The organism is Anabaena sp. UHCC 0399 (genome assembly GCF_034931465.1).
GTDB classification, from domain to species: Bacteria; Cyanobacteriota; Cyanobacteriia; order Cyanobacteriales; family Nostocaceae; genus Trichormus; species Trichormus minutissimus.
Genome location: NZ_JAYGGZ010000036.1, coordinates 1 through 25,302, shown reverse-complemented (window position 1 = coordinate 25,302; position 25,302 = coordinate 1). Strand labels below are relative to the sequence as shown.

Sequence of the window (25,302 nt, the reverse complement as noted above, 5' to 3'; positions counted from 1 at the left end):
AAGAAGCACCTCCTACAACCAGGATGAGTACGATCCTGATTGCAAAATGGCGGGTTTAGGCATTGATATTTGCTGGCTCCTACATTTAGTCGCGATCGATCAGTGCGTTTGAGGGCAAGCTCGGATCAAGTACCTTGCGCGCACTGTCAACCCCTACAACGGGCAGTGTACCCGGATCGAGCATGCCGAGTTGAACCAATACACTCGCCTGATCCCAGTAGAGATGTTCGTGGGCTAGCTTGTCGTCACGAAACTGAACAATTGCTACCAATGCCACTTCAACCCGTTTAAGAGTCGGAGCAATGCCGGGTAGCATCCAGTCCATCTGAATGGTATGAGTGAACTTAGCCACCATTTCATCGACGAGTTGATTGGTCCCAATTGTGCGCGAGACCGGAGTCAGCTCCATGTCCGACGGTATCTGTGGAATGAAGTATTTGGAATAAAACTCGCGCAGTGCTGGTTTCCCTACTCCCCCAATCATTACCGGAATGCCGTTAACGTAAGCATCCTCAACCATCGTGGCGAGAGCATCTTCAGTGTTGTGAGCGTCAAACTCGTGCCGCAGATGCTCATCCCAAAGTTCTTGCAAAGACTCCTGGGCTAGTGTCAAATTGGTAGTTGCTTGTAAAGAAGCTTGTCCGTCTACAGTTTGCTCTTTGACCATGATTAAATACTCCTGGTTCTATCTATCTAAAGTGTCTTGAGTTCCAATGCTTGACTGCTTTCAGATTCTTAAAATGATTTGTCAGATTTTTGTGATGTTAGTGAACTTGTTTCAATGGACGTATAAGCATTCAGCGCCTGTTTCACGAATCAGTTTGGCAGTTTTTTCACCTTCTGCATCGCGTCTGCCTGAGAATACTACCTTTGCTCCAGCAGCACCAAATGCGATAACTTCTCTGCGAGACGCTACGCGAACGTTAAGCTTTCCTTCTCTACGAGAGGCTGCGCCCTAAGCGTAGCTATGCCGCAGGCTTTACGGAACGCTACGCGTAGCTTGCTTCCCCGTAGGGGTACGCTAACGCGATTACACGACCAATTCCTGAAGTTCCGCCAGTGACTAACGCCACTTTATCTTGCAGTATCATTCTGTTTCTCCTGTTTCAATTTCGTCAGTTTGTATCGGGTAAGTTTGTCTCAGCAACTCAGTGACTTCTTGCGCGATCGCAATCAGGGCATGATTAACTGAGGAGTCGCGAAGAGAAGCAGTCTGAGGTGTACCTTCATGCCCAGAATTATTCTTGCCTTGTACTAGTGAATGCGTCATAGAACTATCCTCAATGAAATACCGATTTGTAATTCACTAAATCAATACGCAGGAATTCAGTTGTTGGCATGGTTCAAAAAGCGGCAAATTTGTTCAGTGAAACAGGCAAAATCTAGCCATCAAAATTAGATGGCTTACAGCACTTACAGGCAAGTCAGATATGAATTGAGAGCAAAGATCGGGGAGCTTAATAACTTGCAGCAATCATGGCAGCCATCAACTCCGTCGTGTTCCAGCGCTCGGTGTAACGAATTCCATTGATAAACAGGGCTGGGGTAGTCGTCACTCCACTCTGTATTCCGCCTTCGATATCTTCATTGATGCGATCGACATACACTTGTTTAGACAACTCTTTGAGAAATTGAGGAATGTCAAGCCCTAAATCATTGGCGTACTCGACAAGATAACCGTTCTCCAACCTTTGTTGATGGTCAAATAAAGTATCGCTCATTAACCAAAACTTTGCTTGGGCGGCGGCTGCTTGGGCTACTTGGGCTGCCCGTTGTGCCTGGGGATGAATCTGGATCTGTGGAAAATGGCGGAAGATAAAACATAAATAATCCTCTCCAAAAGAAACCGTAAGCTCTTGCCGAATGATTTTAATCAGTTTGTAAACGGCTGCACTTCTAGGACATTGATAATCCCCATACATCACTAATACCACGGCGGCACTTAGCACACCTTGACTGTGATCTTGGGTTGAAGCTGGCACAACTAAAGAACTGGAACTATGGTCGTCGATCATCTTTCTACATCTGTATCAAGCATGGAACCTTGCGATTCACTTGCTCAATCCACATGAATTCAATATAAGCAATTGGGTTTTAGTTGTCGTCTACAGTGAGTTAACATTTTTAGGCTGTAATTTGATGGAGCAGCCGCTCCTTCTTAAGATAGAAGGTAGGCTCTAACTTAAGTTAGATTTAACGCTTAATTGTATGGTCAATCCTATCCGTCTGACGTGATCAAGAGCTGTTGCCTACATCATCTGACGGATCGGTCGAACAATCACTTCGTTGACATCGACATCATCCGGCTGGGATACGGCATACAGGACAGCGCTGGCGATCATATCTGGGTTGAGTGCATCTTTGCGAAGGTCTTTCAAGAAGCCTTTTGTTGGCTCGTCCGTGATATCAGAGCCGAGTTCGGTTTCAACCACACCGGGAGAGATGACGGTGACGCGAATCATTTTCGACTCCTGCCGGAGTCCTTCGGAGATTGCCCAAACTGCGTACTTGGTAGCGCTGTAAACTGCGCTAGTGGGTACTACCACATGGGCACCAATCGACGCAGTATTGATGATTTGTCCGTTACCTTGCGCTTCCATAATCGGCAAAGCTGCTGCAATGCCATTCAACACCCCGTTGATATTCACGTTAATCATGTTGTCCCATTCCTCGACTTTCAAGGCATTCATCGGGGAGAGCGGCATCACGCCTGCGTTGTTAAAGATGACATCGACGCGATCGAACTTGTCTTTTGCAAACCCAATGAACGCTTTCACATCTTCTCGATCGGTGACATCTACGGCTTTGAATTCTGCTGTACCACCTGAGGTGTGGATCTCCTCAACAATTTTTTCGAGCTTTTCGGTGCGCCGTGCGCCCAAAAGCACCTTTGCACCGTTTCGAGCGAGTAACTTAGCTGTGGCTTCGCCAATCCCGCTACTGGCTCCAGTGATCGCAATGACTTTGTTCTCAATGTTTAACATCGTTGTTTTCCTTTCTGTTCGAGTTGAGTGCTGTGAACTAAATATTGATTTCCATTTCCTGGGTCATGAAGGTGAAACCCTTGTCCACAATTCTGTAAACTTGCTCATATCTAGGAAGGCGATCGCTTCGATTACTTGGTCGTCTTTCATGCGGAAATACCACGTGTAGGTGTTCCGATACGCTCTGCCGTCTCTGGCGGTCGCCTCCCCGTCCCACAGCACGATCACCATATCGCCATCCGCCCAGATGCCGCGTACAGTCGGGACGATTGGAGTTGATAATCGGGCACTGGTCGGGCTAACGACTTGATCGAGTAATGTTTGTCGGCTGCGATATGTGCCCGCAGTTGCACCCGTCCCAGTAATTGTCCAGGTTACATCCGGGGCAAGCAGATCAAATGCACTGCCAGTTCCGTTGCGCCATTGGTCGAAAGACTGCTGGACAGTTGCTTTGTTGCGTTGCTCGATCATCTGAGTTGCTTGTGCATCTGCTGGATTAGACGGAGTTGCTTGGGACAAGTCTGCGATCGCTGAAGGCTGAACCAGGAAGGACTGTTGATTCAATACTGTCGGGTAATCACTTGACCCAAACGCAGTCACATTCGATTGAATCTCTGCCTTCGCGCGAGCTTGCATCATCACCGGAATAGCCAACAGCCCAATCAGTCCTGCTCCCGTGAAAATTTGACTTAAATAACGCACTATTTCAATCTCCTCAAGCTAATTTTTACTTGGATTTGCTTCCAGTCAATCTATCAACAGCAGCTTCTATTGCAGTTTGTCCGGTGCGCGTTTCTATCTCTGGGCTACTTTCAAAGACGATATGACCAGAGTTGAAACCGCGCATCATCTCGCTGTAGCTGTTGACGGCTTCAGGTGAAAAGCCAAAGCTGGAAATCGTTGCTTGCCAGTCGCTTTCGGGAACAGCAATTGCCTGTACATTACGGTTAAGCACAGCGGCAAAAGCAGCAGCGACATCGTTTGGTGAGTAGTCGATCGGACCATGCAGTTCGATGATGCGCTGACCTTTCCAGTCTTCAATCATGGCTTCAGCCGCAGTGCGCCCGATGTCTTCGGTCGAAACCATAGGCAGCCGACGATCGAGTGGAGCAAAAAAACTGGGCAGTACCCCTTGTTCGGCAGCGATCACGGCGGCACTCCCCCAATTCTCCATAAACGATGCCGCTCGCAGAACTGTGACGGGAACTGCCAAGTTGCCCAACATGCGCTCTAAAATATGGGTCGTCAAAATGTTGCCCGTACCGGAAGCGTGCTGTGAACCAACCGAAGACAGTAACACGACCTTCCGTGCATCAGCGTTTGTAAGGGCTTCAACATAACACTCGCCGATCTGTTCTGCCAGCGCAAACATATCGCTGACGTTGTAAGCAGGTGGGTTCATCACATAGACGGCATCCGCTTCACGCATCGCGGCGGTCATCGCTTCGACATCAGTGACTTCGGCAACCGCTACGTCTGCACCTTTCTCTCGCCATGTACTGGCAGCTTTATCAGAGCGCAAGACAACGCGCACTGGAAAATTTCTCTCAAGCAAAGCGTTAGCCACTGCTGAACCTGTCTGTCCCGTCGCTCCAAAAACTACATACATAAGGTTCTCCTGCTCATTAATCATTCCGGTCACTCAGGCGATTTTTGCCTTCTTGCATCATTGCCTGATCCTCATCTTGTCTATTCGTGTAAGTTCAGCATAGGTTGGAAAAGCTGTTCTTGAAATGCCCAAACCTATCCGATGATTGCCTAATTCTCCAGAGCGATCGTTTGCAGAGATTCTATAATGTCAACTGTAAGGTATTGAGTTAGTCGAGTCTCTGCTATGACAGTCGCAATCTCTCGCCCTGACATAATCGCGGATCACCGCCAAGAAATCGCCACACGGATCGTGCGGCATACCAAATCCAGCGGCAACATTATCCAACCCACGGCGATCGAGCAATTAGACTTTGCGCGCTCAGATACAGTATCTACCGCACCTCATAGCGTGTATGAACCCATCCTGGCGATCGTCGTTCAAGGTCAGAAAAAAGCATTTCTGGGTGAGGAGACATATCAGTATGGTGCAATGCAGTATCTCGTCGTTTCCGTTGATTTACCGCTGAGTGGCTTTGTGACTGAGGCGACACCTGACAAGCCGTATTTAGGGCTGAAGCTGAACTTAGACTTGATGCAATTGTGTGAGATGGTTGCCCAAATGGGTTCCAGTTCGGCAAAGCCAGAAAACTCTATTCGAGGTATATCGGTTAGCAACGTCGATCCAGCGTTGATGGAGTGTGCCCTTCGCCTCGTCAAGCTCTTAGACACTCCGCAACACATCTCCATGCTGGCACCGTTAATGATTCGTGAACTCTATTACCATCTGCTGTTGGGTGAACAAGGGGAAGCCGTGCGTCAAATTGCCACATCCGGCAGTAATATGCAGCGAATTGCTTTAGCGATTCAACAAATCAAATCTGATTTTACCAAGCCGATGCGGATCGAGGATTTAGCGAGTCAGATCGGGATGTCTACTTCGTCGTTCCATCAGCATTTCAAGCAAGTCACTTCGATGAGTCCGCTTCAGTATCAGAAGCAGTTAAGACTGTTAGAAGCGCGTCGTCTGATGCTCGCTGAGGATTTCGATGCGACCTCTACTGCCTACCAGGTGGGGTATGAAAGTCCGTCACAGTTTAGCCGGGAATATTCGCGCCTGTTCGGTGCGCCGCCCATTCGAGACATTGAACGGTTACGGACAGCTTGAGCGAAGATTGGCTAGTTATCCATCGACCACAGCATGGCTAGCGATGGCAAGGGTGGTGCGAGTGCCAATGTATTTGGGTCCGAAGGAGCAGTAACTGCAACAAATTTAGTCCCTGGACTGGCGACTCGTTGCGCTTCGCGGTTCATCAGATCAGTGAAATTCTGAGGCTGTTGGGAATCAATTGCAAGTACATCCTACAAACTTACAATGCCGCGCTTAACGGCAACAATCACAGCTTGGGTGCGATCGCTTACATCCAACTTATTCAAAATCCGATTGACATGGGATTTAACAGTGCCTTCACCGATACTCAAAGCCGCCGCAATCTCGGCATTACTCATTCCCTGCGCCAGTGAGCGGAGTACTTCTAGTTCTCTTTCACTCAGTTCTGGATTGCTGAGGCGCTGTACCAACTTTGCTCCCACATCGGGCGGAATATACTTCTGGCCCCGATGAACGGTACGAATCGCATTCAGAAGCTCGTCCGGTTCAGTTTCTTTCAACAGGTATCCTTTTGCGCCTGCCTGCAATCCCCGATAAATATCTTCGTCACTATCATACGTGGTCAGTACAATAATCCGAGCAGATTTAGCAGTAGCACAAATTGCACCAATGGCGGCAACTCCTTCCACTTCAGGCATTCGCAGATCCATTAGCGTTACATCTGGTTGGTGTTCCCGAAAGGCGGCGATCGCTTGTTCCCCATTTTCGGCTTGGGCAATCACCTGCATCTCTGGGTCACGGTTAATAATCGTGGCTAATCCTTGCCGAAAAATGGCGTGATCGTCCGCAATCAGAACCCGAATGGTCGTAGCTTGGCTCATTGTAATGCTCACTCAAGGGTTGACGGTGACAATAATTTCTGTTCCTTGTCCAGGTTGACTCCTAATCGTTAGTTGTGCGCCGATGCGCTCTGCCCGTTCGCTCATGCCAAGTAAGCCAAAACCCTCAGAGGCTGAAATACTTCCAACTCCAAAGCCCTGTCCATTGTCTCTCACGCGCAAGCAAAACTGGTCGCGATCGTAGACTAGCTCCACTCGAATTTCGTCAGCATTGGCGTATCTAATCGCATTAGTTAATGCTTCCTGCCCAATCCGTAGTAAGTTATTCTCGACTTCAGTGGGTAGAGAATACACTGCACCCTCAATCTCATAATATAAGGTGGTGTCAGTTGCAGCAGCCCTGATTTGAGCGACGAGACGATGGAGAGCGCTCTGTAAACTGCCCTCCTCCAAAAGCTGAGGACGGAGCGCCACGACCGATCGCCGTGCTTCAGTCAGTCCAGTTCGTGCCAATTCTTTGATCAGATCCAGGTGTGCCTGAGCTGCTTCTACATCATCCGTTAGCACCTGTTTTGCAGCACCGACCTGAGCCAGAATCCCTGTAAACGCCTGAGCGAGTGTATCGTGAATTTCGCGTGCCATACGGTTACGTTCTTCTAAAATTGAGGCTTCTTCTGCTTGCTTCTGCGCCGTAATATCTCGCACCAGCCAAATCACCTGATCGTGGCTGATTGGGGCAATGCGAGCCGAAAACCACATTTCTCGTCCATTTAGAAACGCACCATACTCGACTGTGAGGATTTGTTGGGTTCTCAGTACCTGCTGAATATAACCTAGAAACTCATCAGCTTCTTCCCTTCCGAGTTGATGCATAGTTTTACCAATCATCTCCTCAAAGGGTTGCCATAGCAGATTTCGTTCCAGTACCATTATTTCAAGGAATCGCCCTTCAGCAGAGAATACAAATAATGGATCGGGAATGGCTGAAAAGAGCGCCCGCAGTTCTGCTTCAGAGGCTTGCAATGCTGCTTCTGCTTGCTTGCGATCGTTGATATCCGTAACAACTCCCAACGCTCGGATGGGTTCACCGGATTCATTCCAGGTAACAATTTTGCCGACAGAACGAATCCATTTCCACTGACCATCCTGGGTACGAAGGCGATACTCTACTTGAAAGTTGGGGATTTCTCCAGTAATACAAGCACGGTAGGTTGCGACAACTGATTCTCTGTCATCAGGATGCAAACGAGCAATCCATTCAGGAATGGTTTCGTGGAATGTTGCTGGATCGTAGCCCAGCATTAAAGCGTATTCCGGGTTAACAATTCTTTCTTCAGTCTTTAAATCGAAATCGTAGAGTCCTTGATTTGAAGCGGTTAATGCTAAGCGTAGTCGTTCTTCACTCGTTTGTAGAGCGGCTTCTGTTTGTTTGAGATCGCTAATATCCGCAATCACCCCTTCAATGTAGTCATCGTCTGCATTCAGATAAGCAGAGAAAAGTCCCCAAAACACTGTCCCATCTCGTTTTCGCCCCTGTGCTTCATAGCTTCGCACTTCCCCATCCCGCTTCAGCACCTCAAGGAATTTTTGGCGATCGCTGGGATTTACATAGTAGTCTGTGGCGTGTTCAAACCCAATCATCTCCTCTGATGAATCAAAGCCAAGCAGATTGGCATAGCGTTGATTGGCATCGAGAAGTAATCCATCCGAGAGGCGGGTGCGGAAGATGCCAACCTGTGAGTTTTCAAAAATATTGCGGAACTTAGCTTCACTGCGTTGTAATGCCTCTTCTGCTTGTCTGCGTTGGGTGGTGTCATTGCCCACCGATAAGATTTCAACGACCTCTCCCTGTTCATTGAAGATGACTTGATTCGACCAGGCAATCCAAACCCGTCTACCATCTCGACAAAGGTTTTCATTCTCGGTTTGCAAGTAAGCTTGAGGCAAGGAAGCTTCAAGATTGTGAAACAGATTGTGAACAAACTGCTTGAGATCGCGTCCAGATGTTTCGGTTTCTGGAACGATTGTTTCCAGTAGGGTACGCCCTAGAATCTGATCTTCCTCATAGCCAAAAAAGCTTAGTCCATAGTCATTCATGTATCGAATTCGTCCTTGCCTATCCGTGCGAAGGATGATCGAATTCGCTGTTTGAATCAGGTTACGGTAATTGGCCTCACTCTGTCGTAAAGCAGCAGTTCGTTCTGCAACCTGTTGCTCTAAAGTGCAGTTGTAATCGGCTAGGAGTTTCTCGGCTTGTTTGCGCTCTGTAATATCTTGAAAGGTAGCGATCGCATAAGTGATATTGCCCTGTTGATCGAAAACTGGTGTTCCCCGTGCCTCAATTAGAATTGTGGTATGACCTCGACGAATTTCTATATCTTCAGTCCTGATGCGTTCGCCCTTTAATGCCCGCACAATCGGCAATCTCTCCGCTGGATAGATTTGATCCGTTCCCGCTACATAAAGCTGATAAGCCTCTGAGATCTGCTCCGGTGCGATGGAAGTATCAGTTTCTTTGCCTATAAGTTGACTGCCGCATTGGTTGGTATAGTAAGGGCAACCTGTCGCATCCACGATCCCAATTCCCACCGGAATCGCTTCGAGGAACTGGGTGATCTTGCTTTCCTTAGCCCGCAGTTCTGAGTAAAGGTTGGCATTTTCGATAGCGATCGCTGCTTGAGTCGATAATAGCTGCAAGACCTGCGATCGCTCTGGTGTAAATACTCCAGCTGCTAACCGATTTTCTAAATATAATACACCGACCAGCTTGGCTTGATTCAGCAGCGGCAAACAGAAAATAGATTGAGGCTGGTTCTGTTGAATGTATGGCTCATTAATAAAAGCATCTTCACGAGTCGCATCATTTAAGGTGACAGGCTTCAGAGTCCGAATCACATATTGAATGATTGATTCTGGCAATTGATCGGCAATTGGAATAGACTGTAACACCTGAGTCGCACAAGCATTCTCATCGGTATTGAGTTCACAAGCCGCTTCAATCGACCATTCTCCTGAGTTTTCTAAAATCAGATATCCGGTTTGTGCGCCAGCATTCTCAATCAAAGTTTGCATCAGCGATCGCAGCAATTGCTTCAGTTCAATTTCACGAGAAATCGCCTGTGAAGCTTTCATCACTGCTGCTAAATCGAAAGCGGTATGGAAGGGATTAGTGATAGTTTCAGTAGTAATAGGAACTGATGCGGAAGCAGCTCTAGACGACTGAGAAAAGAACTGTGGATAGCGAGTTTCTAAGTCTTTAACTTTAGCAGTTGCGCCCCAGCGATCGTAGCAATAGTGCGCCTCTTTCATATAAGTTTGAGCAATTTTTTCTCGGCCTCGTGCCAGATAATGTTTAGCCGCTAATTCATAAGCTAATGCTTCTTCCTGGATAAACTCATGCTCAGTAGCACCTGCGATCGCCCGTTCATAAAACTCCTCAGCCTCAAGAAATTGCCCTAAGACTCGCGCTTTCTCTGCCTCGACTAGATAAAATTTATGTAGATAATTCATTGGGGCGTGTTCTGCCCATTTCTGCATCTTTTCTTGGTTGGTGTTAACACAGTTTAGCCAAGCTACTTTTTCAGAGTTTGAAGCATCGAGCAATAGGCTCAAAAGCGCCAGCGAATGATAGAAACAGAATACAGGTAAAACCTTTATTGCCGTCGCTTCTTCAAAATGTCGCCTTGCCAAAATAGCAGTCTGTCCAGCTTGATGGTGTTCTCCAAATAGATAACACAACATGACTTTGTGCAAATAGAGTATTTGGATTGCAGTTCCATCTTTAATTGCAATAGCGTGTGATAACGCCTCCTCTTCATTACACAGCCGACCAACTAAGCGACTGGGATTAAGAGACCTATCTAACAAATTAAGAATGGTCTGCCACACCATTGCAATCCAAGTTGAGGGGCTTTCCCGCCTGATTCGATCAACCGCTTTGCTGTAGGTTGCCATTTTCTGTTCCAGTTGGGTGAGTTCCTCACCGACGAAAAACGAGTTGTAGCACACGTCATATACAGCATAACCAGCGGTTTCAAAGTCTCCGGTTTCCACTCCTTCCTGATAAGCCTCAACCAGCAGTGGTATCGTCTCCTTAAGATGTACTTTCCATTGCATAACGTGATCACTAAATAACTGTAATGCTTTAGCCTTGCCTTTTCTGGTATTCAATCGTTCTGCCAAGCTAAGAGCCAATTGACCAAATTTATAGCCGAGTTCAATGTCTTGAACAACTCCACATAGAAAAAATCCGTAGGCAGCATAATACAGTGGTGACCAGATAGCATTACCGTAGTTGATTGATAAATTTACCGTTTTACAAGTAATCAGTATCATCAGTGCTGGTGATACTATGAATGCAGCAGCCCCTATATTCGCTAGGATTGACATTGCTGCTAGCGGTTCTGGTGCAGTCATCTCTGGTAAATTAATCAAGTCTTCAATTTCTCGTTGGGCGAGTAGTGCCGCCGTTGACTCCAATCTGCCTCGAACATCTAACTCACTTGGATTTTCTGGTAAAATCACTCCCAGGAGCTTTAACACTTCCAATCCAATTTTAAGTGCTTCTTTCAGGTTGCCCTGTGACAAATATCCTTGAATTCTGCTATCGTAAGCCTGCACTTTGTCAACCACTGTTTTGGCACGAGCGAGTACTACTTCTACCAACTGTTCCATCTTATCAAAGCAACCATGAAGATATGCTGCTTCTGCTGCTTGGGAGTACAGCGCTAAGGTGAGGTCATACTCACTGAGCCAACTCTCCCAATTGAGGAGTTTAAGCCCTGTAGTGAAATACTTAAAAGCTGCTTCATAAGCCGTTGCTGCCTTTGCTTTCTGACCTGCCATTAAATTCAATCTGGCAATTTCAGTTCGTTCTGATCGAGCAGTGACTAGCTCAAGTCCTTGATTGAGATGATCGATGATTTCAAACAACCGATCGGATCGTTGCTCTGGTGAAGTTTTTTCGTGCAATTTGCGACCAATTTGGAGATGAACAACCTGTTTGTGCGATTCATCAATCAAAGCATAAGCCGCTTGCTGAACGCGATCGTGCGAAAACTTATACTTTTGAACCAACAAGTCTTCGTCCAATTCAGATAGAGGTTGAATTAATCCCGCTTGTATTGCTTCTAATAAATCCTGGAAAATTGCTTTCGGTAATTTTTCGCAAATGATCGCCAATGTTTCTAAATCAAACTCAGACCCAACACAAGCAGCGATGGAGAGAACTTGCTGTGTTGCTTCCGGCAATTTCTGCAACTGACGCAGCAGCAACTCCACCACATTATCCGTGATATCTTGAGCTTCAATCTCAGTTAAGTTCCACTGCCAACTCAACTGTTGGGCATCAAAGGTTAACAGGTTTTCGCTATGCAGCAGCTTCAAAAATTCACCAACAAAGAAAGGGTTGCCCTCGGTTTTACGCAACACGACTTGGGCTAAGGAACGAACTGCATCAGCATTGCGATGTAATGTCTCAGCTATCAGTTGACTCAAGGGTTCGAGCGTTAAGGGGGTCAGGATGATTTCCTGAAGTACTGCTCCCTGGTTTCGCAAGCTCTCCAGCATCAAAATTAATGAATGCGTTGGAGACACTTCATGATCTCGATAGGCTCCGATCAAAAACAGAGATTGAGTTTGCTCGTCAAGCAATATGAGTTCAATTAACTTCAACGTCGCGGAATCGACCCACTGTAGATCGTCTAAAAAGATGACCAGGGGATGCTCTTTTGCACAAAACACCCGCACAAACCTTTGAAAAGTTAAATTGAAGCGATTCTGTGCCTCAGTTGCTCCAACTTCTGGTACGGGTAACTGCTTGCCAATAATGAACTCAACTTCGGGAATGACATCTATGATAATTTGCCCATTGCTTCCTAAAGCTGAGAGCAGGCGCTCTTGCCACTGTTGCACTTGCTCATCCGGTTCCCCCAGAAGTTGCTGCACCAACTTTTGCAGGGCATCCACAATGGCGCTGTAGGGAATATTGCGCCTGAATTGGTCAAATTTACCAGATATGAAATAGCCGTGCTTTGCTGTGATGGGTTTATAGAGTTCTTGCACCAATGCTGTTTTGCCGACGCCAGCGTAACCAGCAACGAGCATGAGTTCGACATTGAATTGAGCATTTTCTATGCCTGACTCTAGTTGACAAATTTCGCCAAATGTCTCTTTTCTAGCCACTCTGTCAAACGCCGCCAATAATGCTTTAGTCTGGGCTTCTCGTCCATACAGTTTCTGAGGAATGCAAAACTGTTCTGAAACATCTTGTAGTCCCAACGACATGGCGTTGATCTGACCCATTTCTGCCAGTTGCCCGGCGCAGCGTTCTAGATCCGCTTTGATGCCCCAGGCACTTTGATAGCGATCCTCCGCATTTTTCGCCATCAACTTCAAAATTATGCCTGAAATGGGTTTGGGAATCGTGGCGTTCAATTTATGCACAGGAATCGGCGGTTTGGCAATATGGCAATGAACTAGCTCCAGGATGTCTTGAGTGGGGAACGGTAGCTGTCCAGTTAACAGTTCGTAGAAGGTTACGCCCAGCGAGTAGAAATCGGTGCGATAGTCGAGCATCCGGTTCATCCGCCCGGTTTGCTCTGGCGACAGATAGGTAAGCGTGCCTTCTAACACATGGGGACTTTTGAACGTCGGATTGGTGCGGTTAAATTGGGTCGCAATCCCAAAATCAATAATTTTGACAACGCCAGTATCCAGATTAAAGACTATGTTTCCAGGGTTAATATCTTTATGAATGACATTGGCTGCATGGATTCTGCCCAGAATGTCGCAAAGGGCGATCGCAATACCAAGAAAAGTGGATAAAGGCATCGGGCAGAAAATATCTGGACGCTTTTGCATCCATTTTTCTAGGGACTCTCCCCCAAAATCTTCTAAGAGAATCACCAGAGTGCGTTGATAGTCCTGCTGGCTGTATGCCTTGATAACTCCTTCCAGATTCAGGGAGCGAATAATTTTATATTCCTGTCTGTAGCGGGTTAGTTCTTGGGGAGAGGGATAATCAAGCTTTAGCATTTTTACGACGATCTCTACTCCATCCTCTCTAATGCCCCGGTACACTAGAGAATTGGAACTTTCGTATATTTTGTTTTGGATAGCAATACCAGGCAGAGTGATCATAGAGCAACTCTTGAAAGGATAATCTGGTACACCTCAAACTATACAGCAATCCAGCTATCACATTTTTCATCTTCTGAAATTTTATCAAGATAGGGAAGAAGGGGGGAATTAAACAATTTATCAAGGGTAACAATACCTTCGCCAATTTAAGAGGGTGAGTTGATGTACAAACTCCCATTTCTCCGAAGCTGGGCAAAAACAATCAGTCCTAAAAATTCCTTCCAGGTTTATCGCAAGGCTTTTTTAATTTTTGTAGACTCTTCTTTTGGCAAAAGTATTGTATAAATAAGTATTTTTTCATAAATATAAATTTGTCTTTATTAACCAACAGCAGAATATTAATTATTGCTTTCCACTCAACCGGCCTGTTTGATAAAAATCAAGCAGGTTAGGGAAAGCTTTTTCTAGCAACCAGTTCCGCCCAATTTCTGATTCGGGAATATTTGAAGCAGCCATGTAATAACCACTTCTGTAAGCAGCTACACCTAAACAAGCTTGTAGGCTGGATATAGCCCGTGAAGAAACTGGAATAGCCATCAAATCTTGTATATGACTGGGATGATAATTTTGTCCTACCAGTAAAAAATGAACTAAAGTATGAACCAAACGGGATAAAACAACTGTTCGGTCTTGCCAACGTTCTAAACGGGTCTTCATACGGAAGTAATCAGGTAAATCAGCTGCTAGAGATTCATCAAGGAACAAATCGCTTTGGCTTTCGATAAAATTAGAATCCAGACCTATAAATTGTTTGAGAAAAACAAGCGTTTTGCCCCAACGTTCGTGTTCCTTAGTTTCAGGAGAGAACGCACCTTCTGAATAATGTGAACCATACTTTTCTTGAAGCTGTACAACCGCCTCTTGGTTAATATCACCTTGCCAGTCAGATTCAACAAAAAACTCTTTTAAAATATCTTGCAAGTAGATGGATGAAAACTCACAAATATCTGGTGCTTCATCATCAAAATCGTCTTCATAAGTATCAATAAGGAATTTCTCTAATTTGATTTCTAGCTCTTGCTTTCTATTAACTGGCAGTAATGATTTAGCGTCTTCTAATGATAAAGGAAAATCTAAATAAGGATGACCTTTGGCTAAGTAAGAATCACTCAAATCTGCCAAACTTTCAAGCGTAATAGTCCGGGCAAAATACTCATCTTGTGGGTGTACACATATCCCGTCTAATTCCTTATCCACCAACATCATAGTAATTGCCAGTAGAGCAAACCATGAAGCATCGTGCAAACAAGTCGGTAAATCAGCAATTAAATCTACTAACTTCAGTTCTAGAATTTCTCCCCAAACGCCTATCCTAGCGGTATTAGAAACATCACAAAAATGCTCGACCTCTTCTCCAACAGATGTCTCTCCTAACCACGTAAGATTTTCTACTTGCAAAGGTGAGGAGTAGTCAGGTGTTAGCCGATTTTGGCTGTCCTCATCGAACTGTATCCACATCAAAACCAAGAGTATCAGCTTACAAATACTTACTCGCTTCACGAGAAGATATTCAAGCATAAGTCATTACTTATAATTTTTAGATACATACCACGACATTGGCGATACCACCATAGCACAGGATTATTAGCCGTTCCTTAGTAAAAACCGCAATGGTATGAGAAACAGGGATAAAAAATAACTCACAAGTATGAATCAAAAAGTGTGCTTTAAATAAAACAATTCGTCAAAATGATAAATCCTAAAAGAACTAATGCTGACGCAGCAATAAGAGAAATATATCAATTCTCGCGTTATGAACTATATCAACAAAGTCATGCTAGTTGGCAGATGTGGACAAGAACCCGATCTAAAATTTTTCGAGTCGGGCGCAGTTAAGGCTTCAATCTCTATTCTATTGCAGTAAGACCACCCTACAGAAGTGAACAAGCTCTTTGGTTTGATTTAGTCGCTTGGGGGAATCAAGCAGAAGTGATTGGAAATTACGTTCGTAAAGGAACTCAGATTGCAATTACTGGTGAGTTGGGATTTGATCGTTGGGCTGACAAAAATTCTGGTACTATGCGGCAAAAGCCTGTAATCACAATCAACACCATCGAATTACTAGGTTCACCCCGTAAGGAAGAATCTACATCTACTTCTGTACCAAACGGAACACAGGCTGTAGCTAACGCCAATTTCTAGGAAATCACAATCGCCTATGGAGTGTAAATCGTAGGCGATTAACCATTTAATCAATCTACAAACCAAACGACCATGATTCATAATACTGCAACTATTAATCTTAAGTCAGTGAACACAACCCACGACAAAGAAGGTTCCTTGATTGCTTTTGGGATTGCTGAATTCTACTACCGTTCCAAGGAAGGAGTCGTTACTGACGAGATACCATTCCGTTCCAAAGGCGCACCTGCTGTCGTCATCAACGGACAAGGGGAAGGCGTACATGGTACAGCAGAAGGATATCTTGATTTAGTGGTAGATAACAGGGGTGAGTACAAAGAAAAGATTGCCACGTTCGTAATTAGAAACTTTATCTCAGCACAACCTATTAACGAACTCACCCAGGTTAGCAAAAACTCTCACTCGCCTGAAACTCCCGATTTTGCCAAGGAACTACTTGAAGATAACGTTACTTCGACAAATGAAGACCTAGACGAAGAACCCCCATTTTAGACCAATTAACTGAATAATGCTAGTCCAGACAGGTTTACTGGGTTGAACTAGCATTATTTTTTTCAAAAATCTAAAATAAAAATCCACTGTTTGGTAGAATCGCTGACATGGGTTCACAAAATCGCTTCATTAATATATGTCATCAACCAAAATAATTGCCACTTTCAATCAGTCAGGTGGGGCAGCTAAGACGACTATTACACACAATCTTGGATACCACCTTGCTAAAAAACATCGTGTACTGCTTGTGGATATGGACCCACAAGCATCGCTAACAGCTTTTATGGGATTAGGGGAAGTCAAGCTGCAAACTGAACAAACTATCTATGGTGCGATCGCTGAAGAAACTCCCCTGTATATATGGGAAAAACCCATTTACGGGATGCACCTTGTGCCTACAAATATCCAATTGGCAGGTACGGAGCAAAAAATTTTCCATGACCTGACCATCGACAACCGCCAACGGCTCAAATTTGCGCTTTCAAATGTACTTGACCAGTATGATTATATTTTGATTGATTGTCCGCCTTCTCTAGGAATTCTAAGCATTATGAGCTTAGTCGCTGCTTCACACGTTATTATTCCTGTTGAAACGCAATATAAGTGCTATCTTGGCACCAACCAACTGCTAGAAACAATTGCCCGACTCAAAAAAGGAGGACACCAGAAATTACAAATTGCTTGTATAATTCCAACCAAATACGATAATCGTAATCTTCAAGACACAGGAATACTGGAAGAAATTAAACAACAGGTTGAAGGACGGATACACGTTACTGCCCCCATTCCTAAATCAACAGCTTTTCCTGACGCAACCCAGGCACATCTACCACTTGCACTCCACAAAAAAAACCACCCCGCAGTTAGCATACTCGAAGAAATTACAAAATACATCATTCAACTATGAGCCAAAGACGTGAACTAGAAAAACTAACCGGACTGGATAATTTATTTGGAAATGACGAAGAAAAATCTTTATCCGATTCCACTTTACCCTTATCTAAAATTATCTTTCCGCCAAGTCAGCCCCGTCGCTATTTTGACCCCATAAAACTCAAATCACTCGCTGACAGCATTAAGGAAGTGGGGTTACTAGAACCCATCGTCGTTAGAAAGATTGAGGAAGACAAGTACGAGCTGGTCGCTGGTGAACGCCGTCTCAAAGCTTGTGAAATCGTAAAACTTGAGGAAATACCCGTAGTCATTATTGAGTGCGACGAGAAAAAAGCTCGTAAACTCCGCTTAGTTGAAAACCTCCAAAGGGAAGACCTCAACGCTTACGAGGAAACTATCGGAATTCTCGAATTACTAGCCGAAGAACTCGATATTGACCAAGAGACAGTGGTCAAACTGCTCTATGACATGAATAACGAAAGCAAAGGTAATTCTAACCATAACGTTATGGTTAGTGAAGAAGGACGAATCATACAAGATGTATTCTCGAAGTTAGGAAAAATTACTTGGCAGTCGTTTGTAGCTAATCGTCTTCCTTTACTCAAACTCCATTTGGATATCCAAACTGCATTGCAAAAAGGCGAAATTGAATACACAAAAGCTAAGGAAATCAACCGGATAAAAAATGATGATGAAAGGCAGGAAGTTTTAAATAAAGCGATCGCAGAAGGTTTATCATTATCTGAAATTAGGATTATAGTAGGAAATATTCTTCAGCAACAATCAGAAAGTAAGCCATCATCTCATAACCAAGAGCAAAAAGAAAAAGCTGACAAAATATACAAAGCACTTAGAAAAAGTAAAATTTGGAATGATGAGAAAAAGCTAAAAAAAATTAATAAGCTTTTTGCTCAAATTGAAGCACTTCTAGAAGAAGAAAACAAAGATGATATTTCTTTACAGTCAGGTAGTGAAGTCTCGGAGAACTCTTTGTAAAAGGTAATGGATGGCTAGAAGTCAACTCATCTCTTTCACCGCCGCGATCGCTTCTTTCCCTCGAATGCTGACAACAGTTCACCATCATTTATAGTTACCCAAAAACCACCATGTACGCAGGCGGAGTGAATTCCTTTATGGCAGAATTCACAGGTAGCATCGGAAAACGCAAAGGGAGCGAGGACGCGATCGCACGAGAGTCTAAACAACCGCACTATCCTTACCAAGGCTGCGTGGTTGGGCCAATTGTAAATTCGTTCACGTTTGCGTCTTCTGGCTGGTCAATCGCAAACGCCACAACATTGGCGACTCGATCTGGTGAGATGCCATATTGCTCATACAACGCTGTCATTTTTTCAGCCATATCTTGGTTAGTAATCTGACCTAACAATTCAGTGTTAATTGCAGCAGGATAAATTGTCGCAGTCCGAATGTTAGTCCCCTCTTGAGCCGACTCCATACGTAGAACTTCCATGAAATCGCGCAGGAACCATTTCGTCCCACCATACACCGCACCACCTGGATAAGCTTTTAATCCAGCAACCGATGAAGTTGCGATAATATGCCCAGATTTTTGGCTAATAAACGTTGGTAACACAGCAGCGATCCCATTTAGTACACCCTTAATATTGACATCAACTGTTTGATTCCATTCATCCGTTTTCAATGCAGAAAGTGGAGAATTTGGCATGATGCCAGCGTTCAAGAAAATAACATCGATGCGTCCAAATGTTTCCTTGGCAAGCTTGACGATCTGGGCGTTATCAGATGCGTTAACTACATCCATCACTTGATAGACTGCTTGTCCGCCATCTGTTTGAATTTCATCAACCAGTTGTTTCAATTGCTGCTCGCGTCGCGCACCCAACACAACTTTAGCCCCTTTGCTTGCAAGTAATTTCGCAGTTGCTTCACCAATTCCTGATGATGCGCCGGTAATAATCACAACTTTGTCTTTAATCATCTTATTCCTCTTTTTGTTGAGTAAGTCCTTTTGCTCCGACCATTACTGCACCGTTTGGCCGCCGTCGATGACCATAGCGTGTCCAATGACAAAGCCTGCTGCGTCCGAACACAGCCAGACGACGGCTGCGGCGATCTCCTCAGGCTTACCCATCCGTCCAACTGGCTCCTGGGCAATTACCTTCGCGCGCCCTTCGTCCGTGCCGCCAGTGAAGCGCTCCATCATTGGCGTGTCGATATAACCGGGACAGACGGCGTTAATGCGGATGTTCTGCGCGGCGTAGTCGAGGTCCGCCGATCGCGTGAGACCGATAACACCATGCTTCGCGGCGGTGTATGCGGGGCTGCCCTTGATGCCGATAACTCCCGCGCCCGATGACGTGTTAACGATCGCGCCGCTTCCCTGCTTGAGGATCAGCGGAATCTCGTGCTTCATACACAGGAAAACGCCGCGGAGGTTGATGTCGATGATCTGGTTCCACTCTTCCTCCTCGTACTCTGCGGTGGGAGCTGGCTTTCTTGGCTCGATGCCCGCATTATTGAAGGCGAAGTCCAGCCGCCCGAAAGCCTCAATGGTCTTGGCTAGGGCTGTCTTCACGTCCTCGGCACGTGTTACGTCGCACCGGACAGCGATTGCCTGCCCGCCGAGTTCTTTGATTAGGTGTGCCGTTTCTTGATTGCCCTGTTCTGAAACGTCGGCAACCACCACCGCCGCGCCTTCACGGGCAAACGCCAGTGCTGTGGCACGGCCAATGCCGCTCGCTGCTCCGGTGATAAAGGCCACTTTGCCTGTGTAGTTTCCATTCGAGTTAGGTAGCATATTTCTCCTGTCAATTGCTCGCTTACCGACTGAGGTGCTGATTGAAAAAGGATGCAAGCTTGTTCCACGGGATCAGGTTTACCCGGTCGTACAAATCGACATGTCCCGCATTTGGAACGATGTAGAGATCCTTTGGCTCGGCTGCACGCTTGTAGGCATCTTCGCTGAACTCCCTGGAATGTGCATCTGCCCCCGTGATGAACAGCATCGGATGAGGTGAAATCGTCTCGATGTCGTTGAACGGGTAGAAGTTCATGAATTTGACGTTGCTGGTAAGCGTTGGGTGGGTTGTCAGTTTCGGCGATGAACCTTTGGGGGTATACTCGCCTCTAGGAGTGCGGTAGAAATCGTAAAATTCACGCTCAATAGCGGTGGAGTTCTCGTTCAGTTCATGCACGGTTCCGCTTGTGTATTTAGTTTCGCCGCCCGTGAACTCCGCATAGCGTTGTTCAGCCGCTTCTGCAATGACTTTCTTTCTCTGTTCGAGGGTCGTAGAATGCCTCAGCCCGTTACGGTTGGCTGCACCCATGTCATACATACTTACCGTCGCAATGGCTTTCATGCGCGGGTCAATCTTGGCGGCACTGATGACAAAGCTCCCACTACCGCAAATCCCAAGAACGCCAATTCGGTCTCTATCAACGAGGGACTGGGTACCCAGAAAATCGACCGCAGCACTGAAATCTTCAGCATAAATATCTGGCGAAACAACGTTGCGGGGCTGCCCCTCACTCTCGCCCCAGAAGGATAAATCGAGGGACAAGGTGACGAATCCCTGGTCAGCCAGCTTTTGGGCATACAGATTTGCGCTTTGTTCTTTGACTGCGCCCATTGGGTGTCCGACAATGATTGCCGGATTCTTAGCGTTCTGATTCAAGGTTTTGGGAATGAAGAGATTCCCTGCAACCTTCATGTTGTATTGGTTTTTGAACGTAATCTTTTGCATAGTTACTTTATCGCTCTTATAGAAGTTGTCCGCCCCCTTGACCACAGCAGACTGTTGTACGGGTACTTGGGATATCTTACGCGAGACTTGTGTTTTGTCGAGCGCGAATGCTGCCGTTGTACAGATCGCACTTATCAAGAGAGTTGGTATTAAAACACGGTATTTCATGATTTCTTCGTAGATGTAGATTTATCTAACGGGTTTACTTCAGTTAAATCGTTGTAAGCCGCTTTCTTGCTGTATCCGCTTTACTGCGATCGCAACTCGATCATTACTTCTACAGAACCCGGCACAGTCAATGCCTCGATGTCACCGTCAATTTTTCCGAGGATGACGAGTCCGTTTGAGTAGCCAAAATCGTTGTAATACATCGCCAAATTTCCCCAGGGAGCGTAATACGCGATATCTCCAACCGCAGGATCGCTGCCCGGAGGTGCATCTTCTGTCGATAATCGTCTTGGCAAATCACTAACTTTTTCGGTGTTTGCGTAGTCTTTCAACGTCAGCGTTAATGGCAGCAGGGAAATAAAATCCTGAGTAGTTTTGCTATCAATCAACGTCGCTGTCACAACTTCGTTTCTGATCCTGATGTTGATCTTCATGCTGTTTGCCTGCTCGGTTGATAGTTTAGTCGGTGTCTCTAACGGGGCATTGTTAGTCATCCTGGTATCGGCACGACAGGCTGAAGAACTCAGGGACATTGCTAAAGCGAGGAGCAAAATTAGCATTCGCTTCTGACCGTTTTTCCCTCTAGCGGGAAGGTATTTCAAAAGCATCAGGATCTCCCCTCATACTGCTCGTCGCTGACCTGTTCCATCCAGTCCACAGGGCTGCCGTTGAGCGCCTCATGAATGGCAGTATGAGTCATGGCTGTAGTGGCTGTAGCTCCGTGCCAGTGTTTTACACCGGGTGGAATCCAGACGACATCACCAGGTCTAATTTCCTGAATTTGACCGCCCCACTGCTGAACCCAGCCAATTCCATCCGTGACAATCAGGGTTTGCCCCAAGGGATGGGTGTGCCATGCGGTTCGGGCACCTGGCCCGAAGGTAACACTTGCGCCAGATGCGCGTGACGGCTCGTGCACCGGAAAAAGAGGATTGATGCGGACAGAACCCGTGAAATAGTCGGCAGATCCTTCAGTGGAAGGCTGCGAACCGTTCCGCGCGATCTCCACTTTCGGTAAGCGATCGCCAGATGAGACTTGTGTATGCCCTGCCTGCACAAACCCCAAAGCCAATAAGGAAAATGCCATGACAGGTATCGTGAGACGTTTCATTTCTGTTCCTCCATGTTTGTGCTTAGTCATGCAAAGCTTTCCTACAGTGAGCGATGCCTACCGTGGATTGGGATGATGCTTCTTATGCCATTCTGAGAAGTGCTTGACCAAACAAACCTGAGTTTTCTCTTGGATAAAAGTCCAGACGCTTACCAGAAGCCGGAATCACTTTTTATTGCTTTAACTTCATTCTATGAATCCTGAAAGGCAAGCAATAGAACGATCGTCTAAGATAGTTGTATAATCCTGCAAACTTACACTCGTTTCAGATCAAGTCACGCTAAATTTTTATACAGGGCTGGTACTACCAAACCCTTGCCGAAGCTTGATGTATCCAAAAGTTTGTTTAAATTGGTATTAGAAATGAACGTTGCAAGAACGAATGAAAAGTCCGGTAGAGCCTTGATGAATGACCTTCAGACTCTTCGCGAGGCAGACCGAGCGCAAGCCAACCGAGAGGAACTAACGGAGCGAATTGCTCAAGCGATTTGTACTGATGGAGCGATCGAGCCACTTTCTGGATTGCACTTCAACCGTTCCTCTTCCCCTTCGGAATGCTTTCATAATGTCTCTATTCCTGCCTTTTGTGTGATTGCTCAAGGCAGCAAAGAAGTTCTTCTAGGCAGCGATCGCTATCAGTACGACCCAATGCATTATTTGCTGGGGACGGTTGAACTGCCGATTGCCAGCCGAATTCTAGAAGCAACCCAGGAAAAACCGTACCTGGGTCTTCGTCTCGATCTCGACCCTACCCTGGTTGGTTCAGTCATGGTTGAGGCAGGCTATCCTTCAGCCCAAAGGGGTGCTAGTGTCAAAGCGATCGATGTTAGTCCATTGAATGCAGACCTGTTAGATGCTGTGGTGCGGCTTGTCAGACTGCTCGATTCTCCGGCTGAAGCGCATGTGCTTGCACCCCTGATCAAGCGGGAGATTATCTACCGACTCCTGATGGGAGAGCAAGGTGCTCGGCTGCGTCAGATTGCTGTTTTGGGTGGCTACACGCACTACATCGCCAGAGCCGTCGATCGACTGCGCAAAGACTTCAACCAGCCGATCAAGATTGAAGACATCGCCCGAGAGTTAGGTATGAGTGTGTCAGGCTTTCACCACCACTTCAAATCGGTCACGGCAATGAGTCCCTTGCAGTTCCAGAAACAACTGCGACTTCAGGAGGCTCGCCGTCTGATGTTGGGGCAAAACCTGGATGCGACCAGTGCTGCCTACCGGGTGGGGTATGACGATGCTTCGCACTTCAACCGGGAGTACAAGCGGCTCTTTGGTGCGCCACCCATGCGCGATGTGGAACGGTTGCGAGAAGCTGCTCTTGAGGCTAATAGTTCAATACAATCTCCTCAAGACACCCGCCATCTTGCCAGAAATCACTAAAATATTGTGGAGATAACTCTGTGTAGCACACTGTATGCTGAGTGTTCTTGTGTCTTAGATAGTGCTGAATAAATCGTGTATCGTGCCCATTATTGATGAGCTTGTATCCGCAACCTGTTGTCACTACAACCCCATATTTCATTATCTCTGCTGAATCAACTTGCGAGTATCGGCTTATTATCTACGAACAGTATGTGACAGTATGTGTAAGCCATCCAGCTCATATTATTACCCAGAATTTGAAACTTCTATTGACCTCAGTGCATGAATCGTTAGCTTTCCTGAAGTAAATCACCCTTCGTCTTTACCTGAGAAACGGTCAACTTTATATTTCATACACTAACTAAAGTATCTTCCTTAATCCAGACATACTTTCGGTGGGTTAACTCTGCGGGTTAACCGGCTTGCTACTCTATCTCTATTGGAAAATTTTTGAACACAGGATAGTAGCCGAGGCGTTAGCATTCATTTCCAATTTAAAATTGTTATTTTTTACACGGACTTACGTCCAAATAAAGAAGAGAAAGCACTATAGCTAACGCTCAATTCTTTAAGAAGTAACTCTCACATAGGAGATAAAAATTATGGCTACTAAAACCAAAAAAGTTAGTTTAATTGATGATAACGCAATGGGTATTTACAAAATTGCTGACTACAACGAGCGTAAGTTTAAAGCAGTCTACTACGGGCTACAAGAAACCTGGGGTAAAACTATTCAAGCGCAGTCACAAACTAACTGGAATAAAACACAATGGGATGCTTTTAAAACAAGATTCATTGCTACATTCGGCTCAGTTGACAACCCCAAATACAGTGTACAACAAATGGTTGACTATTCCATTAAGCACTTCAACAAAGGCTTAGAAGAACTACTCGAAGTCAACAAACGTACTTGGCTACAACGCGAACGTTTATTAGCAAAATAATCACAAATAATCTAATTTTACAGAAAATCTCGCTCATACAGAGTGGGATTTATTTTTTTGACTAATGCTGACGCAGCTAAAAGCGAAACACTCATCAAGGAAAAAAACTATGGCTGCTAATAAATCTACTAAAGCTCAAGCTGCTACAGTCGATGATTCAACAATGGAGCAATTCAAGATTGAATCATTCGACGTGCGTAAATACAACACAATTTTCTATTCAATCCGTGACCTTTACGGACGCGAATCACAACGACAACTGGGGTCTGACAATTTCGATTGGAAAGCTTTTAAGCTTCAGTTTGAAATCTGTTTTGGTCGTCCTGAAGATTGTCGTTACACCACAGAACAATTATTGAATTTCGCCAAATACAAATTCAACATGAGTTTGGAAGACTTGTTAGCTTATAACCGTAAATCATGGGAACTCCGCAAAAGGCGAGAACAACAATATGCAGACATGGAGCAAATTAACTCTGTAATTCAACACATTCCAGAAATTACCAATTCTCATGTTGATTGCTACCAAATGCTAGAGCAACAGCCATACTAAAATCTCAAAGAATCAGTTAGAAAGTACTATTTTATGCAGCACTTCATTCTAGCTGATTCTTTTTTTACTACATTGATTTTTGTCTGAAACTATCAAACATTCTCGTTTACAGCAATAAAGGTACTAGGCCGCTCACAAGGTGTAAAGTTATACTTAAGCTTGACTTCTTCACCTGCATTATTTGTATTACCTTCAACAGATTTAGTTAGCGGTACAACTTCAGAGCGTATATAACCAGTTAACC

Annotated in this window: 23 protein-coding genes and 1 pseudogene; 8 read left to right on the top strand and 16 right to left on the bottom strand. The window is 45.5% G+C overall.

Annotated elements, in window-relative coordinates; genetic code table 11:
• Positions 1–85: 85 nt before the first annotated feature.
• The 6 genes from VB693_RS18775 to VB693_RS18750 form a co-directional block, all read right to left on the bottom strand.
• The gene (locus VB693_RS18775) at positions 86–667 is read right to left on the bottom strand and encodes a hypothetical protein (RefSeq protein ID WP_323267570.1); all 582 of its coding nucleotides are present in this window, start codon (positions 665–667) and stop codon (positions 86–88) included.
• Positions 668–1,087: 420 nt separating this feature from the next.
• Complete coding sequence (locus VB693_RS18770) at positions 1,088–1,270, bottom strand: hypothetical protein (RefSeq protein ID WP_323267569.1); 183 nt, start codon at positions 1,268–1,270, stop codon at positions 1,088–1,090.
• Between the two features lie 187 nt (positions 1,271–1,457).
• Positions 1,458–2,015, bottom strand: a complete 558-nt coding sequence (locus VB693_RS18765; protein ID WP_323267568.1) for a DsbA family protein — start codon at positions 2,013–2,015, stop codon at positions 1,458–1,460.
• Positions 2,016–2,249: 234 nt separating this feature from the next.
• Positions 2,250–2,984, bottom strand: coding sequence for an SDR family oxidoreductase (locus VB693_RS18760; protein WP_191762012.1), 735 nt, complete (start codon positions 2,982–2,984; stop codon positions 2,250–2,252).
• 63 nt (positions 2,985–3,047) lie between these two features.
• Positions 3,048–3,686: a nuclear transport factor 2 family protein gene (locus VB693_RS18755; protein ID WP_323267567.1), complete on the bottom strand. Its 639-nt coding sequence runs from the start codon at positions 3,684–3,686 to the stop codon at positions 3,048–3,050.
• A 25-nt stretch (positions 3,687–3,711) separates the two neighbouring features.
• The gene (locus VB693_RS18750) at positions 3,712–4,593 is read right to left on the bottom strand and encodes an NmrA family NAD(P)-binding protein (protein ID WP_191762290.1); all 882 of its coding nucleotides are present in this window, start codon (positions 4,591–4,593) and stop codon (positions 3,712–3,714) included.
• 225 nt (positions 4,594–4,818) lie between these two features.
• On the opposite strand from VB693_RS18750, the gene VB693_RS18745 reads away from it, so the two are divergent.
• Entirely contained in the window at positions 4,819–5,739 is a 921-nt protein-coding gene (locus VB693_RS18745) for an AraC family transcriptional regulator (protein WP_191762288.1), read from the top strand.
• 11 nt (positions 5,740–5,750) lie between these two features.
• Here VB693_RS18745 and VB693_RS18740 read toward each other — a convergent pair whose 3' ends face one another.
• The 4 genes from VB693_RS18740 to VB693_RS18725 form a co-directional block, all read right to left on the bottom strand.
• Positions 5,751–5,885: a hypothetical protein gene (locus tag VB693_RS18740; RefSeq protein WP_323267566.1), complete on the bottom strand. Its 135-nt coding sequence runs from the start codon at positions 5,883–5,885 to the stop codon at positions 5,751–5,753.
• Positions 5,886–5,933: 48 nt separating this feature from the next.
• Positions 5,934–6,563 (bottom strand): response regulator, encoded by a 630-nt coding sequence (locus VB693_RS18735; RefSeq protein ID WP_096553017.1) that lies wholly within the window; start codon positions 6,561–6,563, stop codon positions 5,934–5,936.
• Between the two features lie 12 nt (positions 6,564–6,575).
• Positions 6,576–13,661, bottom strand: a complete 7,086-nt coding sequence (locus tag VB693_RS18730) for a PAS domain S-box protein (protein WP_323267565.1) — start codon at positions 13,659–13,661, stop codon at positions 6,576–6,578.
• 342 nt (positions 13,662–14,003) lie between these two features.
• A complete protein-coding gene (locus tag VB693_RS18725) occupies positions 14,004–15,179 on the bottom strand; it encodes a hypothetical protein (protein WP_323267564.1) in 1,176 nt (391 codons plus the stop codon).
• A 235-nt stretch (positions 15,180–15,414) separates the two neighbouring features.
• Here VB693_RS18725 and ssb point away from each other — a divergent pair.
• From ssb to VB693_RS18705, 4 genes and pseudogenes are all read left to right on the top strand, one after another.
• Positions 15,415–15,803 (top strand): annotated as a pseudogene (gene ssb, locus VB693_RS18720) (single-stranded DNA-binding protein).
• 72 nt (positions 15,804–15,875) lie between these two features.
• Positions 15,876–16,295, top strand: coding sequence for a hypothetical protein (locus VB693_RS18715; RefSeq protein ID WP_323267563.1), 420 nt, complete (start codon positions 15,876–15,878; stop codon positions 16,293–16,295).
• Between the two features lie 136 nt (positions 16,296–16,431).
• Positions 16,432–17,202, top strand: a complete 771-nt coding sequence (locus tag VB693_RS18710) for a ParA family protein (RefSeq protein ID WP_096560805.1) — start codon at positions 16,432–16,434, stop codon at positions 17,200–17,202.
• On the top strand, positions 17,199–18,185 hold the full coding sequence (locus VB693_RS18705; protein ID WP_323267562.1) for a ParB/RepB/Spo0J family partition protein: 987 nt from the start codon (positions 17,199–17,201) through the stop codon (positions 18,183–18,185). Before VB693_RS18710 ends, VB693_RS18705 begins: the two co-directional genes overlap by 4 nt.
• A 35-nt stretch (positions 18,186–18,220) precedes the next feature.
• Here VB693_RS18705 and VB693_RS18700 read toward each other — a convergent pair whose 3' ends face one another.
• The 6 genes from VB693_RS18700 to VB693_RS18675 form a co-directional block, all read right to left on the bottom strand.
• Positions 18,221–18,394, bottom strand: a complete 174-nt coding sequence (locus VB693_RS18700) for a hypothetical protein (protein WP_228014316.1) — start codon at positions 18,392–18,394, stop codon at positions 18,221–18,223.
• 11 nt (positions 18,395–18,405) lie between these two features.
• On the bottom strand, positions 18,406–19,149 hold the full coding sequence (locus VB693_RS18695) for an SDR family oxidoreductase (protein ID WP_323267561.1): 744 nt from the start codon (positions 19,147–19,149) through the stop codon (positions 18,406–18,408).
• Positions 19,150–19,191: 42 nt separating this feature from the next.
• Positions 19,192–19,968, bottom strand: a complete 777-nt coding sequence (locus tag VB693_RS18690) for an SDR family oxidoreductase (RefSeq protein ID WP_323267560.1) — start codon at positions 19,966–19,968, stop codon at positions 19,192–19,194.
• Between the two features lie 22 nt (positions 19,969–19,990).
• Positions 19,991–21,082 (bottom strand): alpha/beta hydrolase, encoded by a 1,092-nt coding sequence (locus VB693_RS18685; protein ID WP_323267559.1) that lies wholly within the window; start codon positions 21,080–21,082, stop codon positions 19,991–19,993.
• A gap of 80 nt (positions 21,083–21,162) precedes the next feature.
• Positions 21,163–21,690 carry a cyclophilin-like fold protein gene (locus VB693_RS18680; protein WP_193880355.1) on the bottom strand — a complete coding sequence of 176 codons (528 nt, stop codon included), beginning with the start codon at positions 21,688–21,690 and terminating at the stop codon, positions 21,163–21,165.
• Positions 21,690–22,223: a cupin domain-containing protein gene (locus VB693_RS18675; protein WP_323267558.1), complete on the bottom strand. Its 534-nt coding sequence runs from the start codon at positions 22,221–22,223 to the stop codon at positions 21,690–21,692. The genes VB693_RS18680 and VB693_RS18675 overlap by 1 nt, the downstream gene beginning before the upstream one ends.
• A gap of 333 nt (positions 22,224–22,556) precedes the next feature.
• Between VB693_RS18675 and VB693_RS18670 the strand changes: the two genes are divergently transcribed.
• The 3 genes from VB693_RS18670 (at position 22,557) to VB693_RS18660 (ending at position 25,058) form a co-directional block, all read left to right on the top strand.
• Positions 22,557–23,579: an AraC family transcriptional regulator gene (locus VB693_RS18670; protein WP_323267611.1), complete on the top strand. Its 1,023-nt coding sequence runs from the start codon at positions 22,557–22,559 to the stop codon at positions 23,577–23,579.
• A gap of 584 nt (positions 23,580–24,163) precedes the next feature.
• The gene (locus VB693_RS18665; RefSeq protein ID WP_096560815.1) at positions 24,164–24,505 is read left to right on the top strand and encodes a hypothetical protein; all 342 of its coding nucleotides are present in this window, start codon (positions 24,164–24,166) and stop codon (positions 24,503–24,505) included.
• A 109-nt stretch (positions 24,506–24,614) separates the two neighbouring features.
• Positions 24,615–25,058 (top strand): hypothetical protein, encoded by a 444-nt coding sequence (locus VB693_RS18660; RefSeq protein ID WP_096560816.1) that lies wholly within the window; start codon positions 24,615–24,617, stop codon positions 25,056–25,058.
• Positions 25,059–25,302 lie beyond the last annotated feature (244 nt).

Bases quoted from the DNA above. Each gene is read 5' to 3' on its own strand.
- VB693_RS18775 (WP_323267570.1), bottom strand. From the start codon at position 667: ATGGTCAAAGAGCAAACTGTAGACGGACAAGCTTCTTTACAAGCAACT.
- VB693_RS18770 (WP_323267569.1), bottom strand. From the start codon at position 1,270: ATGACGCATTCACTAGTACAAGGCAAGAATAATTCTGGGCATGAAGGT.
- VB693_RS18765 (WP_323267568.1), bottom strand. From the start codon at position 2,015: ATGATCGACGACCATAGTTCCAGTTCTTTAGTTGTGCCAGCTTCAACC.
- VB693_RS18760 (WP_191762012.1), bottom strand. From the start codon at position 2,984: ATGTTAAACATTGAGAACAAAGTCATTGCGATCACTGGAGCCAGTAGC.
- VB693_RS18750 (WP_191762290.1), bottom strand. From the start codon at position 4,593: ATGTATGTAGTTTTTGGAGCGACGGGACAGACAGGTTCAGCAGTGGCT.
- VB693_RS18745 (WP_191762288.1), top strand. From the start codon at position 4,819: ATGACAGTCGCAATCTCTCGCCCTGACATAATCGCGGATCACCGCCAA.
- VB693_RS18740 (WP_323267566.1), bottom strand. From the start codon at position 5,885: ATGAACCGCGAAGCGCAACGAGTCGCCAGTCCAGGGACTAAATTTGTT.
- VB693_RS18735 (WP_096553017.1), bottom strand. From the start codon at position 6,563: ATGAGCCAAGCTACGACCATTCGGGTTCTGATTGCGGACGATCACGCC.
- VB693_RS18730 (WP_323267565.1), bottom strand. From the start codon at position 13,661: ATGATCACTCTGCCTGGTATTGCTATCCAAAACAAAATATACGAAAGT.
- VB693_RS18725 (WP_323267564.1), bottom strand. From the start codon at position 15,179: ATGCTTGAATATCTTCTCGTGAAGCGAGTAAGTATTTGTAAGCTGATA.
- VB693_RS18715 (WP_323267563.1), top strand. From the start codon at position 15,876: ATGATTCATAATACTGCAACTATTAATCTTAAGTCAGTGAACACAACC.
- VB693_RS18710 (WP_096560805.1), top strand. From the start codon at position 16,432: ATGTCATCAACCAAAATAATTGCCACTTTCAATCAGTCAGGTGGGGCA.
- VB693_RS18705 (WP_323267562.1), top strand. From the start codon at position 17,199: ATGAGCCAAAGACGTGAACTAGAAAAACTAACCGGACTGGATAATTTA.
- VB693_RS18695 (WP_323267561.1), bottom strand. From the start codon at position 19,149: ATGATTAAAGACAAAGTTGTGATTATTACCGGCGCATCATCAGGAATT.
- VB693_RS18690 (WP_323267560.1), bottom strand. From the start codon at position 19,968: ATGCTACCTAACTCGAATGGAAACTACACAGGCAAAGTGGCCTTTATC.
- VB693_RS18685 (WP_323267559.1), bottom strand. From the start codon at position 21,082: ATGAAATACCGTGTTTTAATACCAACTCTCTTGATAAGTGCGATCTGT.
- VB693_RS18680 (WP_193880355.1), bottom strand. From the start codon at position 21,690: ATGCTTTTGAAATACCTTCCCGCTAGAGGGAAAAACGGTCAGAAGCGA.
- VB693_RS18675 (WP_323267558.1), bottom strand. From the start codon at position 22,223: ATGACTAAGCACAAACATGGAGGAACAGAAATGAAACGTCTCACGATA.
- VB693_RS18670 (WP_323267611.1), top strand. From the start codon at position 22,557: ATGAACGTTGCAAGAACGAATGAAAAGTCCGGTAGAGCCTTGATGAAT.
- VB693_RS18665 (WP_096560815.1), top strand. From the start codon at position 24,164: ATGGCTACTAAAACCAAAAAAGTTAGTTTAATTGATGATAACGCAATG.
- VB693_RS18660 (WP_096560816.1), top strand. From the start codon at position 24,615: ATGGCTGCTAATAAATCTACTAAAGCTCAAGCTGCTACAGTCGATGAT.